This is a genomic window from Pseudarthrobacter sp. NPDC055928 (assembly GCF_042270935.1).
Lineage (GTDB): Bacteria > Actinomycetota > Actinomycetes > Actinomycetales > Micrococcaceae > Arthrobacter.
Genome location: NZ_JBHJZH010000006.1, coordinates 218671 through 232691 on the forward strand (window position 1 = coordinate 218671; position 14021 = coordinate 232691).

Genomic DNA, 14021 nt, shown 5'->3' on the forward strand with positions numbered 1-14021 from the left:
TAGCTTGCTATTTCTTGTCATCCATCCAGAACAGACGTCGACGGCTACAGGTCGAGGTCACTGGACCGGTCGCTGTGTTGGCGGTCCCTGACGGCCTGTTCCGCTGCCAGTCTGGCCTGGCGCTGGGCATCAGTTTCCGGAGCCTTGGCTTCAGACGTTTTCTCTTCCGCGGCCTTCCGGGCTTGCTGTTCGGCGACCATCTTTTCCATGCGGGTCATGAGGCGCGGCTTTTCTGTTTGCGGCGGTGTGATCGCGGTAGGTTCCTGGCCGTTGGCCTGGCGGTCCGCGTCGGAGGCCTGCTGCGCAGGGGTGGTCGGGGCGTGCGTGTCTTTGGTGCGGTCCACGGCGCTGAGGGCGCCCAGGGCACGGTCCTGGTCGGTGGCTGAGTCTGGCAGGACGCGGGAGCGTTTGCTGACGGTGACGGCCTGTTCGTGCAGCTGCCGGCCGGTGCCTTCTTCTGCCCTGAAGCGTTCGGGCACGGGGGTGGTTTCTGTTTCGGGGACGTTGTAGCGGGCGCGGAACAGTTCGATGTGCGCGGCGGTGTCGCGCCACTGCTGCGCGGCGTCCGGGCGTTCGGGGACGGGCCCGAGCTTCTGGGCCCAGGCCGGTGGTTCGGCGGCGAGGAGGTGGCCGCGTTCATCGATTCGCGCGGCGAGGATTGTCCGTCGTGCTTCGAGCTCTTCACGCCAGGTTTGGGGCAGGTGGGTGCTGAATGCGGCGCGTGAGGGGGCGAGCCATTCGGGCAACCTGTCCGGCGCCTCCACTGCAGTGGCGGGGCGGGGGGTGAGGGTGCGGAGGCGTTCCTCAGCGCGGGCGCGGGCGGCGATGGCTTCGTGCCCGCCGGCGCGCAGGGTGGCAGCCCGGGCGGCGGGGTTGTCGTTGCCGTAGGGGGTGCGGGTGCCGCGTTCGATGGTTTCGGCGGCGCGTTGGGTGTCTTTGAGTTGCTGGGTGCGGATGCGGTGTTCGTGTTGGAGCGCGCGGAGCTGGTGGTGTCCGCGGCGGGCCGCGGCGGGGTCGTTGATGGAGGCCTGTTCGCGGGCGGTGAAGCGGGTGGTGAAGATGCGGCGTTCCAGTTCCGCGTCGGTGAGGCGTCCGTAGCGGCGGTTGGTCCAGTGCCCGGCCGGGTGCGGGCCTTCTTGGGCGGCGATATCGCGGGCCGCCCGGGCGGCGTCTTCGGCCTGGGCGCGGATGGCCGCGAGCTGGGTGTCGGTGAGGTCCTGGAGCGGCCGTTCACCTGCTTTGGCGAGGAGTTCGGGGGCTTTGTCGATGATCCTTTCGACGCGCCAGGCGAGGACGGCTGACTGGTCATCGGCGGTGGCGAAGTCGCGTTCACCGGCCGCGGTGCGGAGCAGCCCGGCGGGGTCCCAGCCGTTGGTTTCGGCTGTGGAGAGGTGGGTGGCGACGGCTCCCCATGATTCGGCGGTGATGAAACGGTCCGCGTCGGGACCCAGGACGTCGCGGGCGATGGCGGCCATGCGGATGCTGTCTGCTTCGTCGGTGAGGTGGCGGTATTGGTCCGCGAGGGTCAGGGGTGAGTTGATGCGGTTGTATTCGGTGGCCATGGCTTCGTGGGCTGCGTGTTCGGTGCCGTGGTTGGCGGCGATGGCCGCGAGGACGCTGTCGCGGTCCTGGCCAGGTTCAATGGCGACGAAGAGGGTGTTGTCGTCCTTGCCCCGGGTTGCGGCGACGTAGGCGTTGGCCCGGGTGGTGGCGGCATCGAGGATGGGGATCCCGGCGTCCCGGGTCATGCCCTGGGCCCGGTGGGTGGTGAGGGCGTAGCCGAGGTGGACGTGTTCGGCCACGTATTCGGCGGGAAGCCGGACAGTACCGCCGTGGCCGAGGTGGGAAACAGACAGCGAGCCGTCGGTGTGGGTCTGGTTCACGGTCCAGAGGTCGCCGTTTTTGACGATGTCGCGGCCGCGTTTGGTCTTCAGTTCGGAGTTGTTCTGGCGGGTCACGATGTGGTCCCCGGCCCAGGCCCGGGACCCGTCGCGGAGTTCGACTCCGATGCCGGTGCCGGTGACGTTTCCGGCGGCGATGCGGTAGGCCTGGGCGCGTTCGGAGAGCCGTTGGGCGCTGTCGTTGGTGGGGGCCATGATGACGGCGGCATCGCCGTTGTTCAGGCGGGTCTGCCAGGCGCCGAAGGCCAGTCCTTCGATGGTGTCGATGTCGCCGGCCTGGACGCGGCCGTTGTCCTTGTACCAGGCGAAGGGGTCTGTTTCCCGGTCCGTCGGGGTGCGCAGCAGCAGGGAGGCGTGGGCTTCTTCGGGGCTGGAGAAGCGGTGGATGGTTTCCAGTTCGGTGGCGCCGATTTCGTTCACGAGCAGGCGCAGCGCGCCGCCGGCCTGCACGGCGGAGAGTTGCCGGTCATCGCCAATGAAGCGGACGAGCCCTCCCCCGGCTTCGACGACCCGGACGATGTCGGCGAGCTTGGAGGTGCCCTGCATCCCGGCTTCGTCCACGATTACGACGGTGCCCGGGGTCACCGTGTAAGGGCCCGCCGCTCCCCCATCTTTGGCGGTCTGGTTGGTGTTGGTGTCCTGGTTGATGAGCAGGAATTTTTCGGTGGTGGCTGCGGTGACGCCGAGTTGTTCGCCGAGGTTGGCGGCGGCGATGGCCGAGGGTGCCAGGCCGATGACGCGGCCGCCGGCGGCGGTGATGGCGGCACGGACCAGGCCCATCGCGGTCGATTTGCCGGTGCCGGCGGCGCCGATCCCGATACCGAGGAGGGCCGGGGAGGTCGCGAACTGGCGTGCCAGTTCGATCTGTCCGGCATCCAGCGGGTGGGCCTTCTCCCCCGCTTCGACGGCTGCGTTGTACGCGGCGACCGCGGCCTCGAAGTCCTCCTCGGAGGCTGCGGGGATGACGGTTGTCCGGCCTGCGCGGAGGAGCAGGTTTTCGTCCTGCAGGATTTTCGCGGAGGTGTAGAGGGTGTCGGTGCGGTGGACGAATTCGCTGGTGCCGGCGTTGCGGGCGAGGGCCTCGAAGGTGCCGTGGACGTGGTCCGGGGTCAGGCGGAGTGAGACGTTGACCAGACCCCGGGACACGACGGCTTCGACGCTTCCCGGGGGCAGGGGCCCGTGGGCGGAGGCGTATTCCTTGGCCCAGCGGTTGGCTTCGGCCATGACGTTCTGCACGGTCCATGTCGATCGTTTGTCCGAGACGGCGGTAATGATCTGTCTGGCTGCTTCGTCCAGGTCAACGCCGGTCGCGGGGGTCCGTTCGGCAATACTGCGGGCCGAGGTGATCGCGGCCAGTTCCTTCTCGGTGAACAGCGTGTGGGCCTCTGAGCGCCAGTGGGCGGCGTGTTCGGCGAGGGTTTTCGCGGCGGCTTTGTCGGGCCGGGTGTCGAGGGTGGCGGCCTGGGCGAGTTTGATCAGGGCGGCCTGGTCCGGGGTGTGGCCGTGCTGTTCTTCGTAGGCCTGGCGCAGTTCGGTGAGGGATTCGCGGATCCCTTCGCTGCGTTTGGAGAACAGCGCAGTGAGCTCCCTGGGGACGGCCGCGATCTCCATGACGGGTTGTTGGGAGCCGTTGACGTGGCGGGCTTCGAAGTCGATGCCCGCCGCTTCGAGGTGGGCCTGCAGGCGGGTGTTGTAGTGCTCGGACACGGCGACGGCGCTCCGGTGCAGGAGCTTTCCATCGATGGTTTTCCAGTTGCCGTTGGCGTCCTGGACCTTGTTGGACACGACGACGTGGTGGTGCAGGTTCGGGTCTCCGAGGCGGGAGTCGTGGTGGCGGAAGCTGGTGGCGATCACGCCGCCTTTGACGGACGCCTGGGCGATGCCGTTGGTGCCCAGCCGGGTCGCGAGGGCGTGGTCTTCAAGGTAGGTGATGGCGTCGTTGATGGCCGCGTTCTGGGCGTCTTCGACCATGCGGCGGGTGTCAGCGTCCCCGAGGGCCCAGAGCACGGAGACGCTTTTGACGGGGGTGAAGGTCAGGTCGAAACCGGCGACGGCGCTTTGCTGGGGGCGCAGCTGAGCGGTGATGTATTTGCCCAGTTCCTCTGTGGAGACGGGGTTTCTCCCGTGGCTTTCCCTGAACATGACCGCGGCGGCCGTGGAGCGCATCCGGTGCCGTTCGCCGGCGGTTGGTTTGCGGTGCTGCATGCGTTCAAAGTCGCTCTCCCGGGTGCGGATGGCCAGGGCGAGGGCGTTGTCCTTGGGGCTGTATTCGTAGTACTTCCGGCCCAGCTTCGCTGCCTTGTCGGCGGCCTTGGTAGCCGCCTTCTCCGTCAGCCCGCTCCCCTGTTCGGCGGCGAGGATGGCCTCGTACTCGGGGTGCCGGCCCAGGCCGAAGAGGTTGGCCATCTGCGCCTCGGTGACGTTCCCGGACACGCCCAGTGCCGCGGTGCCGCGGCCCAGCCACTGGCCCGGCGGGAGGCCCTCGACGGTGTAGTAGTCCCCGAGCTGGCGGCCTTCAGCGCGCGGTTCATCACCGCTGGCGGTCTCCTGCACGTAGTACAGGTATCCGGTGCCAGCACTGAGGACGTGCAGCGACATCATGACCCCGATCCTACCGGGATCGGCCTCGTTTATTCGAAATGCAAGAGGTGTGACTGGATTTGGCGTTTTGAGCTGATGTGAGCGCGCGAATACCGGTTCGAGAAACGTCGGATTCGGTCCATCCGAAATCATGCGAGTATCCACATGAAAAGCGTCAGCTTTGAGGTGTGGGTACTCGTGCGGCTCGGGTTATGCACAGGCCGTCCGTGACCGCGCGTCCAAGGGCCCGCATGGGGCGGGGTGTGGCCGGGCCGGTGGCGCCGCGGTCCACGCGGCGGCCGCCCAGGGCGCACGGTCGTGGACGGGCGGGGTGCGGCACGCCGTGGTCTAGCCGTGAGGCGGGCGGGGTCGGTGGTCTCTGCCAGAATGGGTGGCGACAATCGAATCAAGGGGACCACCCGGGGGGAACAGCAATGGCAGGGAAAGCACGCAACTCAGTGATCGTTCAGGCGCGGCGTAAGACCGAGGAGCTGGCAGCGAAGCGGCGCGAACGCGAGACCACGCTGCAGGCGCTGGCCACGGACTACCACGCCGCCCAGATGACAGCGGAGCGGCTGGTCCTGGACGCTGAGCGTGAAGCCGCGGAGCTGATCGCGAAAGCCAAGCGGGACGCGGAGGCTACGGGTGAGGCTGCGAAGGTCACCGTGAGGAAGATGCTCGACACCGGAGAAACCCGCCAGGGCATCGCCGAGCTGCTGGACGTGAGTGTCTCCTTCGTCCGCGGCATCGACATCGCGACCGCAAAGACGAAGAAGACTGACGCCGCCGGCGACGGCGGGCAGGGTGCTGACGTGTCAGAAGAGCGTGGGGGCGTCCGGGTCGACGCCTGACATCAGGGGCCGGTGACTCGTCCCAGCCATGCTCTTTCGGGGCATCGCGGAGTTCCGGTGACCGGGTGGCGAAGTTGGTCGCGCCAAACGGCCATGAGTGGGCGTTGGCGTGGCGTCTTTTGTGTGAGCGGTCGATGAGGTGCATCGCCTGGGTGCCAGGGACCAGGTGTGAGTCCTGGTTTTCGGTGGCGCGGGCGCACAACGGATTGTCGCAGACACGCATAAGTATCACGTGGGCCGGCAGCTGCTCACCGGTGAGCAGTTCGTGCGCGTGGCGCTGCGGGCGGACCGCCTGTTGTCGGCCCGGCGTCCTGATCCGGTAGCGGCCATGGCCGTCATAGGCGTCCGCGCCGGTCCACAGCCAGCAGTCCCCCGGGCGGGGCCTCTTGATGACCTTGGACCGAACCGGTCCAAGCCATCGGCCCCTTCCCGCGGGTATGTCTTACGCCCGGTGCCAGCGCAGTTCGAGCCGGTTCGCTCAGACGAAGAATGCTCCGGCGAGAAGGAACGGCAGGACCGCGGCCAGCAGGTCCTGTCCCAGCCACACCACCACCCCGGCGAGCACTGCGGAGACGCCGGCGGCCTTGCACAGGAAGATCAGCGCTCCCCTGCCGGCCAGGACCGGGTGCGTGAGGGCATGGATGATCCAGCCGATCAGGAACACGGCCAGGAAACCGGCGATGAACCAGAGGAAGATCATGCCGGTCCCGTGTCCTCGGCCGCCTCATCCCCGGGCGGGATCTGCCCGGAGGCGATCCGTTCCTGAGTGTCCTTGTAGGCCTGCTCGAGGTAGGCGGCGAGATCGTCCTCGCTGATGCGCCAGTAACCGCGGCCGCCGATCTGCACGCCCCGCAGTTCGCCGCTGCGAAGCAGCGAATACAGCATGGGCGTTCCGATGTTCAGGATCTATTTGACGTCCTCGAACGTGAGCATCCTGGAAAACCTTCCACCTGCCTCCGGCGTTGCCGTGGGCTTCCCTGTCCTTGGCGCCATCTCAGAGGCCTTCCTTCCGGTGTTGGAGTTCCCCGCGTGTTCTTTGCCCGGGGCGCAGTGTCCCGGCCGGGACCGGATCCCATTTCCGGCCCTCGTTGTGCCGGCGCTGCAGCCGCCGTACTTCCCGCATCGTACCGGCCACGATCAGGTCGGAGATGGAGGCGAAGCCTTCGGCTTCCCCCGCGGCCAGGAACGCCGCGCGGACCTGCCCGGCCTGCTCTTCGGTGTAGTACGGCGTGAACGCCGCGACCTTCTTCGCCTTAGGCATCCGGGCTCCCCTCCGGCGTTGACTCCTGAGTAGGGGCTTCGGGCGTGATGCGCTGCAGCAGCGCGTCATGGGCCTCCTGCAGGGCCCCGGCCCTGGCCTCGGCAGCCGCTGCCCGCGTGCCGGCCTCGGACGCGGCGGCCGCCGCGTCGCGTTCCGCGGTCCGGGCCTGGACAAGTTGCTCCCCCATCGCCGCGGCCTGGCTTTCCAGTTCTGCTATCCGCGCCGCGGACTCCGCTGCGGCAGCTTCCTTTTCGCCCGTGACCCTGTCCAGGTCAGCGACCAGCTCGGCGACCTCCTGGTTCAGGTCTTTCTTCTCCTGCACCCAGACGGCTTCGGCCGCGGCGTGCCGCTCATTCGCCACCCCGGACGCTTCAGCCCAGACCGCGCCGGCGAGCCGGGCCGCCTGCTCAAGCAGCACCGCCGGCGTCGCCGCGACCTGTCCCCCCGCGGCCTGCTTCTCCTCGATCCATTCCTTCAGATAGCGGGTGGCGTCGGCGTTGCTCACCCCGGCCGCCGCCCGCACCGTCGACACGGTTGGGCGGCGCTCCGCACTGATCTGCTCCGCAGCAGCAAAGACACGGTCTTTCACACTCAACGTCACGGCGGCGACCCTTCAAAACCAGAAATAGTAGTAGGAGTAGTAGTAAAACTACTACTCCTACTACTGGGACGCAATGCCGCCGCAGCTGTGGCCACCGCGCTCGGCAGCATACGGGCGCCCGTGGGGCCCAAGGGCGCGGGCGGCGGCTGGGCGGGGCCTTGGGAACATCAGCGTGGGCCAGCCAGGATCCCCCCTTCCCCTCTCTTTCAGTTCCAGGGACGGGAAGGCTCAGAAGGGAAGGGGCATAGGGAATGCGCGCGGACGGTGCTCGCGTCAAGGTGACTTGACGCGCGCTGGCAGGTCAAGCTATCTTGACGTCATGAATGAGCCACGTTCTGTCGAAGAGACGCTTGCGGCCGGCGATGTCCGGGACCTGATCGGGGTGTGGGATGCCTTCAACAGCGCCGAGACGAGGCGCGAGGTTGCCGCGAAGACCGCAGGCACCGAGCACGCCGCGGTGGCGGCCGGCGCGCTGGACCAGTTGCCCGAGGCCACCGCGCTGGACGCGCTCCGCGCGAACGTCAGGGCGGTCGATTTGCTCACGGCCCGGCGGTGGTACGTCATGAAATCCGCCAGGGAAGCCGGTGCGACCTGGAGTCAGGTCGGCGAAGCGCTGGGGATCACGAAACAGGCCGCACACGACTTCTACCGCCGCAAGATCGAGGAGCAGGAGACCTACGTGCCGGATCTCCACGACGCGGCCGGGGCCCGGGCAGTACTGGAGGATTGAGAACGCCCGTCCCGACGGGGGTATTGCCACACCCGCGTCCTGGGCTTCGTTACAGCCCTGATGCGCTGCAGAGTTAGCCCTGCAGCGCCTGGACGATCAGCAAAGTGACTGGGCGGCCCCTGCAAGGGGGTCCTCAGTTGCTTGTCAGCTAAGCGGCGGCTCTGACGTCGTCAGTCGCGGCGTGCGGCGTTGATCAGTCCCTCGGGGTTGGCGTCCTTGCCGAACCACGGGTCATCGTCGGCGTAGCCTGTGCTGCTGATGGTGAGATTGTCGGCCGGGTGCGGCCCATCCTGTTCGGCCTCGTTTGCCGGTTCCGTCCGGCTGCCGTGGGAGCGGGTGACGGTGACGTTCGCGTGGCGGAGCGAGGCGCCGATGTCTTCGACTTCGAGTTCGATCACTGTGCGCTTCTCCCCCGTCCTGGTCTCGTAGGTGCGGGGCTTCAGGATGCCGGTGGCGATGACGCGGGTGCCTTTGGTGAGGGACTGGGCGACGTGTTCGGCGGCTTCGCGCCAGACCGAGGCGCGGAGGAACAGCGTGTCCCCGTCTTTCCATTCGCCGGCCTGCCGGTCGAAGGTCCTGGGGGTGGAGGCGATCGTGAAGTTGGCGACCGCTGACCCGGCCGTTGTGTACCGGAGCTCCGGATCCGAGGTGAGGTTACCTGTCAGGGTGATGCTGGTTTCGCCGGTCATGGTTTCGTTCCTTGTCTGCTGGTTGCGTATGGGCGATGAGAGTCGGTGGATAGTGCTGGCCGATGGATTCTCAGCTGGGGGCTTAGTGGGTGGCGGTGGCCAGTGCGGTGTGGTTCATGTTTGCCTGGACGAGTTTGTCGCGGCGCAGGCCGGACCAGTGGTCCTGGTCATCGGAGTTATTGACCACGACGGGCGCCTGGGAGTAGCCGAGCTCGGCGGTGATGTACTCCAGCGCGGCCGGCACTTCGGTGATGTCCACGGCGGTATAGCTGATGCCCTTCTCGTCGAAGTAGGACTTGGTCCTGTCGCAGTTCGGGCATTCAGGTTTGGTGTAGACCGTGTATCCGGTGGGTGAGGAAGTCATTTTCAGTACCTGGTTTCGTATCTCAATTAGTTTCGTTCGCCTGCCTGACTTGCTGCTTCCATTCTAGCAATCATTCAACTGAATGAATAGAGGTTTAATGGCTAATTCTAGGCATTTTTGTTGTCATTTTTAGAGATTAACCGCAGTGATTTGATCAGGTGGGTCCGTCAGCTGACGGGCGTTTAGCCCCGCGCTCCTGGTCCTCGGAATAGAGCCTGCGGTAAGAGCCGCCACTCCCCCGCCGGATGATGGCCACCCGCCCCGTCGCCGGATTCTTCGCGGTCGTCCATGGCCATGTCTTGAAAAGTAAGCTTGCTTTCTATTAGGGTTTGGGTGAGCTTCTCCGCATAACCCCCAATATGCGGAGCCGGCGCTTAGGAAGACCCCGCATAACTTGACTCGTGCTGCGGGGTTTTCCGCTGTCTGCACCATTCATGAAAGTTCGCTTGAGAGGGAGATAACTAATGGCCCAGAGTGATATCGAGACGTACTACGAAGACGGCGCATGGAAGAACAAGCGCGAAGGCACAAGCCGGGCGTTCGGCGCCGGCTACGCCACCAAGGATGAAGCGGTCGCCGCAGGCCGGGAAGCGGCCCAGGCTGACAAGGTGGAGCAAGTGATCAGGAACCAGGATGGCCAGATCGGCTCCAAGAACAGTTACGGCAACGATCCCCGGAACGTCCCGGGCTGAAATCAATATGGGGCCCGGCTCTCCCCGTTAACCCGGAAAGGAGCCGGCGTGTGCCGGCTCCTTTCGGGTTTCTCTGCAAGAAATCTATGGATCAGTCTAGCTGAAGTGATGGCCGCGTTCTTGCCCCAGCCTCGTTGCTGGAGCGCGGCTCCTGTTCTATGTTCCTGGCTGCTGGCGCAGACGGCGGTCCGCCGCTGGTGAGTGGATGCGGTGGTTCGCCCTGGGCGGCGGACCGCCCGAATTCTGGAAGGTTCCGGGCCTTCCTGCGGTGATTGGCCTGGGGCCTGTGCCGGGCGGGGTTCGGGATGCGCCGCCCGGCACAGGAGCCGTGGTCTATCCGGCCGTCTCGGCCTTTTCTCCGCTGTCGATGATGATCTGTTCGACCTCGCTTGCCGTGTAGCCCCAGAGGACCAGCTGGTTCAGGTAGTCCCGGTGGGTTTGGCTGGGTGAGCGCCACGAGTCCTTTTGGATGGTCTTTTCATACCCAGCGCAGACCAGCGCAATCAGTGCGAATTCCGGCCGTGCGGTCGTCTTGGCGACGTGGTCCCTGAGCGGATTCCACGCCCACTGGTTGGACTCTTCGAACTTCACCCCGGCCATCTCGGCGGCAACCTTGCCCTCGTATCCGCTGGCGGTTTCGGAGTGGTGGGTGATCGCGTGGACGGTGAAGTACTGCCAGCCCTTGGGGGCCTGCTTCTTTGCCAGCAGGTTTTTGACCCATTCGCGCCGGACCACAGTTGCGGACTGCATCAGCTTATTGTTCTCGATCAGCGTCTTCCGCTCGGCCTTCTGCTCCTCAGTCATAGGGCCTTTCGGAGCCGATGACGTGCCGTAGCCGCTGTAGTAGCGGAGCGTGAAGCCCCGTTCTTTCCAGCCCGTGACGACCGCGACGGCGGAATGCTCGCCGCGATAGTCCGTTTCGATGTAGACGGCATTTGCGTCCTCGTCGGTGGCCGGTTCCCCGTCTGCCCTTTTCAGGGACGTGACACGGAGCGTTTCACTGTCCTCCCCGTAACCGCATTCCGGAACAACAATCGTTCCGGCCGCTTCCAGCTCAGCGCTAAGTGCCGCCAGCGCGGCGGCGCGGTCCCGCTTATCGCGCAGCTGCTGGGTGACATGCAGGAGCATGTCGGGTTCGTCCATGATGACCGACTCGAGCTCGGCAGTGGCTTCCTCATCCGACTCAAATTCCGCGAGGATCAAAGCTTCTTCGATGGTGTAGCCATTACCCAGGGCGGCGGCCCCGGTCTCGGTGGACTTGGCTTTGAGGGCGCTCTCGACGGTGGTCTTGGTCCGTCCGGTCTTCTTGGCGATCGCGGCTGCCGAGACGCCGATCAAGGACAGCTGGTGGTAGGCGTCGGCTTCGTCGGCTTCGGTCAGTTCGGCGCGCTGGATGTTCTCCACCACCTGCGTGACGATGCGCTCGGCTTCCTCGGGTGAGTCGATGATCATGACCGGGATCAGGGGCCGTCCGGCTTCGACGGCGGCGCGGGTGCGGCGCTGGCCCATCAGGACGTGCACGGTTCCGTCGTCCTTGCGGTGGGCGATCACGGGTTCCATCACGCCGTGTTCCTTGATGCTGGCGATGAAACCGGCGGTCAGGGCCGCGTCCTTCCGGACGTTGATATCGACGGTCAGGGTTGCCGGGTCGAGCATTTCGAGCGTGGGTGTTGCGTTCATGGTTTTGTCCTTGCAGAGACGTGAGGGGTGTGGGGCGGCTTAGGTGACCGGCCAGCTCCCCTTCTCCCCCCGTTGTTTTTTGGCTGCTGGCGAAGCTTGCGGAGCTGTGCCCGTGCAGGCCCGTCTACCCGCAGGGCAAGACCCGGAAAATCTTCGGAGGAAATCAGCGACGAAGGAGCGCCGGAGAAGACTTTTTCGGGGCGCAGGCCCCGGGAGGAACGACAGGGGCTAGAGGGGCCGGAACGGGCACGTACAATCCGAAGGACAGCAGCCAAAAAACGTCGTAGACACACAGGGCCAGGGGGTCCGGAGCTCTGCGACGGCGGCCCCTGGACCCAACAGCCGGCCGCGCCAGCGGACGCCCATCAACTGGTTGGAGCGCAGCGCAAACCAGGGCGAGCCCAGCGAGCCTACCTTCCGCTCCGGGCCACGGACAGCCCAACGAGACTGCCAGTCCTGGCTTGCCGCCGGCGGCCGCCACCCGGCACCTGGTTACTGCGGTATTGGCGGTCCGCCGCCGGCGACCACCAGCACAAGCTGGCCACGACGGCGGACCGCCCCGCGGTGACCGGCCCCGTAAGACCGGCCACCCCGGTGGGTTTAGCTGGCGAGCAGTTCGGTTAGTTCTGCCGCGTCGGTGACCAGTGCCGCGCCTCCTTCTTTCAGGAGCCGGTGGCATCCTGCGGAGTTGGCGCTATGGACGCTGCCGGGGACGGCAGCGACGTGCCGGGCGATGGTTTTGGCGTGATGGGCGGTGTTCAGTGCCCCGGAGCGCCAGCGTGCTTCCACGACGCAGGTCACCCCGGCCAACGCCGCGATGATGCGGTTTCTCTGGAGGAAGCGGTACCGGGTGGGCGCGGATCCTGGGGGCAGCTCGGAGAGTGTGAGTCCGTTGGCGCGGATCGCGGCCGCGAGGTCGGCGTTTCCGGACGGGTAGTCCCGGTCCAGTCCCCCGGCCAGGACGGCGATGGTGGCCGGTCCGTTGCCGGTGCTTCCGGCCAGTGCGGCGCGGTGGGCGTGGGCGTCGATGCCGTAGGCGAGTCCGGCGATGACGCAGATTCCGCGCTGGGCCAGGCTGTAGGCGATGTCTCCGGTGACGGCCGCGCCGTAGCTCGTGCAGTCCCGTGAGCCGGCCAGTGCCGCGCAGTTGGTCGGGTCGGGGATTCCGTTCCCGATGGTGCCCCGGTGCCAGAGGCCAAACGGCGCGTCCGAGAGGTCGTCCAGCCCGGTGGGCCAGTGCTCGTCGCCGGGGATCAGGAAACCGCCGCCCAGGCGTTCGATGGTGGCCAGGTCCTTCTCCGGGGCCAGATCCGGGACGCGGGGCGCCCAGCGCTTCAGCGCGTCGGCCAGTTCTTCGGGTGTCACGTCCGGGAGGGTGTGGGCGGGTTGGGCGCCGGTGGCGAGCCGTAGCGCGGCGTACGCGCCGAGCCTGCCAACAAGGGTCCGTCCGACTGTGTCGTTTGGGTCGAACAGGCGGGTCAGGGCTGCGTGTGCAATGCGATCGTTCATGGTTTTGTCCTTGCAGAGACGTGAGGGGTGTGGGGCGGCTTAGGTGACCGGCCAGCTCCCCTTCTCCCCCCGTTGTTTTTTGGCTGCTGGCGAAGCTTGCGGAGCTGTGCCCGTGCAGGCCCGTCTACCCGCAGGGCAAGACCCGGAAAATCTTCGGAGGAAATCAGCGACGAAGGAGCGCCGGAGAAGACTTTTTCGGGGCGCAGGCCCCGGGAGGAACGACAGGGGCTAGAGGGGCCGGAACGGGCACGTACAATCCGAAGGACAGCAGCCAAAAAACGTCGTAGACACACAGGGCCAGGGGGTCCGGAGCTCTGCGACGGCGGCCCCTGGACCCAACAGCCGGCCGCGCCAGCGGACGCCCGAATCAGTGTGAGCCCCGGCGAACACGCGTCCTGCACGATTGCGGAATGTGAGGCTGAGTACCACAGAATTGTCGGATGACTTGGGGACAAAATGAGTGGTTATGGCTGATTGGCATCGTTATAGCCGTAGTTGGGATAGTTATTGGCTTCGCCGTTGCCAGGAGGTACGGCACCAGGAGAAGGCGGCTGCTCTTCACGTGGGATGCTGTACAGCTCATGCCTGGGACAGGTTTGGCACCAGGAGTCCTGCAGGTCTCTTACTCAGGGGTGCCTGTCACCGATCCCTATCTAGTGCAGATTACGCTGAAGAATATCGGCCCTGCTGACATTGCATCAGCTGATTTCGATGACAAGCGTAATCTCAGAATCTCCTTTCCAAACGGCTACCTGACGATGGTGTCGGCACACTCTTCCGGGGTTACCCCGTCAATTTTGTGTTCGCCTAATTGCATTGAGATCGCACCTGTTTTGTTGCGGAGGCAATCCTCGATTTCGTTGGACGTGTTGGTGGACGGCCCGCCCAAGATAGACCCACTTTCCTCGCCCCTGGTCAACACGGATGTGGTGAAGGTCGATGCGGCCGCCCGAGCCCAAGCCTTGCTGGATCAGTCGGGCGATCCAATTGGACTAGCCATAGGACTCGTGAGGCTGCTAATCGAAGGGCGCTCAAGGTAGAGCGGGAACACGAAGAGCCGGCACATAGTGAACTGCTCCCCGAAAGTTGGACTGAGAAATCAGTTCTGACTTTCGGGGAGCAGTTCTATGCATGGAAGAAGTACGTTGTCCGAGGAGCAGCGC

Annotated in this window: 13 protein-coding genes; 4 read left to right on the forward strand and 9 right to left on the reverse strand. The window is 65.9% G+C overall.

From position 1 onward, the window contains the following. Positions 1–44: 44 nt before the first annotated feature. Positions 45–4502, reverse strand: coding sequence for a MobF family relaxase (gene mobF / locus ACFC25_RS10570; protein ID WP_376045104.1), 4458 nt, complete (start codon positions 4500–4502; stop codon positions 45–47). 413 nt (positions 4503–4915) lie between these two features. Here mobF and ACFC25_RS10575 point away from each other — a divergent pair, with 413 nt between their 5' ends. Then, on the forward strand, positions 4916–5332 hold the full coding sequence (locus ACFC25_RS10575; protein WP_376045105.1) for a hypothetical protein: 417 nt from the start codon (positions 4916–4918) through the stop codon (positions 5330–5332). A gap of 478 nt (positions 5333–5810) precedes the next feature. Here ACFC25_RS10575 and ACFC25_RS10580 read toward each other — a convergent pair whose 3' ends face one another. The 4 genes from ACFC25_RS10580 to ACFC25_RS10595 form a co-directional block, all read right to left on the reverse strand. Beyond that, positions 5811–6032 (reverse strand): chemotaxis protein, encoded by a 222-nt coding sequence (locus ACFC25_RS10580; RefSeq protein WP_376045106.1) that lies wholly within the window; start codon positions 6030–6032, stop codon positions 5811–5813. Beyond that, on the reverse strand, positions 6029–6238 hold the full coding sequence (locus ACFC25_RS10585) for a helix-turn-helix domain-containing protein (RefSeq protein ID WP_376045119.1): 210 nt from the start codon (positions 6236–6238) through the stop codon (positions 6029–6031). Before ACFC25_RS10585 ends, ACFC25_RS10580 begins: the two co-directional genes overlap by 4 nt. 88 nt (positions 6239–6326) lie before the next feature. Continuing rightward, complete coding sequence (locus ACFC25_RS10590; protein ID WP_376045107.1) at positions 6327–6593, reverse strand: hypothetical protein; 267 nt, start codon at positions 6591–6593, stop codon at positions 6327–6329. After that, positions 6586–7194 (reverse strand): DNA-binding protein, encoded by a 609-nt coding sequence (locus ACFC25_RS10595; RefSeq protein ID WP_376045108.1) that lies wholly within the window; start codon positions 7192–7194, stop codon positions 6586–6588. The genes ACFC25_RS10590 and ACFC25_RS10595 overlap by 8 nt, the downstream gene beginning before the upstream one ends. Before the next feature lie 319 nt (positions 7195–7513). On the opposite strand from ACFC25_RS10595, the gene ACFC25_RS10600 reads away from it, so the two are divergent. Next, the gene (locus tag ACFC25_RS10600; protein WP_376045109.1) at positions 7514–7924 is read left to right on the forward strand and encodes a hypothetical protein; all 411 of its coding nucleotides are present in this window, start codon (positions 7514–7516) and stop codon (positions 7922–7924) included. 170 nt (positions 7925–8094) lie between these two features. Here the strand turns inward: ACFC25_RS10600 and ACFC25_RS10605 are convergent, their stop codons facing one another. Together ACFC25_RS10605 and ACFC25_RS10610 are read right to left on the reverse strand one after the other, a co-directional pair. Continuing rightward, a complete protein-coding gene (locus ACFC25_RS10605; protein ID WP_376045110.1) occupies positions 8095–8613 on the reverse strand; it encodes a single-stranded DNA-binding protein in 519 nt (172 codons plus the stop codon). A gap of 82 nt (positions 8614–8695) precedes the next feature. Next, entirely contained in the window at positions 8696–8977 is a 282-nt protein-coding gene (locus ACFC25_RS10610) for a glutaredoxin family protein (RefSeq protein WP_376045111.1), read from the reverse strand. 464 nt (positions 8978–9441) lie between these two features. Here ACFC25_RS10610 and ACFC25_RS10615 point away from each other — a divergent pair, with 464 nt between their 5' ends. Then, a complete protein-coding gene (locus tag ACFC25_RS10615; RefSeq protein ID WP_376045112.1) occupies positions 9442–9669 on the forward strand; it encodes a DUF2188 domain-containing protein in 228 nt (75 codons plus the stop codon). A 333-nt stretch (positions 9670–10002) separates the two neighbouring features. Here the strand turns inward: ACFC25_RS10615 and ACFC25_RS10620 are convergent, their stop codons facing one another. Both ACFC25_RS10620 and dprA read right to left on the reverse strand, forming a co-directional pair. Next, positions 10003–11349 (reverse strand): ParB/RepB/Spo0J family partition protein, encoded by a 1347-nt coding sequence (locus ACFC25_RS10620; protein WP_376045113.1) that lies wholly within the window; start codon positions 11347–11349, stop codon positions 10003–10005. 600 nt (positions 11350–11949) lie between these two features. Next, entirely contained in the window at positions 11950–12858 is a 909-nt protein-coding gene (gene dprA / locus ACFC25_RS10625) for a DNA-processing protein DprA (RefSeq protein ID WP_376045114.1), read from the reverse strand. Between the two features lie 440 nt (positions 12859–13298). Between dprA and ACFC25_RS10630 the strand changes: the two genes are divergently transcribed. Continuing rightward, positions 13299–13898: a hypothetical protein gene (locus ACFC25_RS10630; protein ID WP_376045115.1), complete on the forward strand. Its 600-nt coding sequence runs from the start codon at positions 13299–13301 to the stop codon at positions 13896–13898. Positions 13899–14021 lie beyond the last annotated feature (123 nt).

Coding starts and splice junctions, on each gene's coding strand:
- mobF (WP_376045104.1), bottom strand. CDS start 4,502: ATGATGTCGCTGCACGTCCTCAGTGCTGGCACCGGATACCTGTACTAC.
- dprA (WP_376045114.1), bottom strand. CDS start 12,858: ATGAACGATCGCATTGCACACGCAGCCCTGACCCGCCTGTTCGACCCA.
- ACFC25_RS10615 (WP_376045112.1), top strand. CDS start 9,442: ATGGCCCAGAGTGATATCGAGACGTACTACGAAGACGGCGCATGGAAG.
- ACFC25_RS10605 (WP_376045110.1), bottom strand. CDS start 8,613: ATGACCGGCGAAACCAGCATCACCCTGACAGGTAACCTCACCTCGGAT.
- ACFC25_RS10630 (WP_376045115.1), top strand. CDS start 13,299: ATGACTTGGGGACAAAATGAGTGGTTATGGCTGATTGGCATCGTTATA.
- ACFC25_RS10575 (WP_376045105.1), top strand. CDS start 4,916: ATGGCAGGGAAAGCACGCAACTCAGTGATCGTTCAGGCGCGGCGTAAG.
- ACFC25_RS10610 (WP_376045111.1), bottom strand. CDS start 8,977: ATGACTTCCTCACCCACCGGATACACGGTCTACACCAAACCTGAATGC.
- ACFC25_RS10590 (WP_376045107.1), bottom strand. CDS start 6,593: ATGCCTAAGGCGAAGAAGGTCGCGGCGTTCACGCCGTACTACACCGAA.
- ACFC25_RS10620 (WP_376045113.1), bottom strand. CDS start 11,349: ATGAACGCAACACCCACGCTCGAAATGCTCGACCCGGCAACCCTGACC.
- ACFC25_RS10580 (WP_376045106.1), bottom strand. CDS start 6,032: ATGATCTTCCTCTGGTTCATCGCCGGTTTCCTGGCCGTGTTCCTGATC.
- ACFC25_RS10600 (WP_376045109.1), top strand. CDS start 7,514: ATGAATGAGCCACGTTCTGTCGAAGAGACGCTTGCGGCCGGCGATGTC.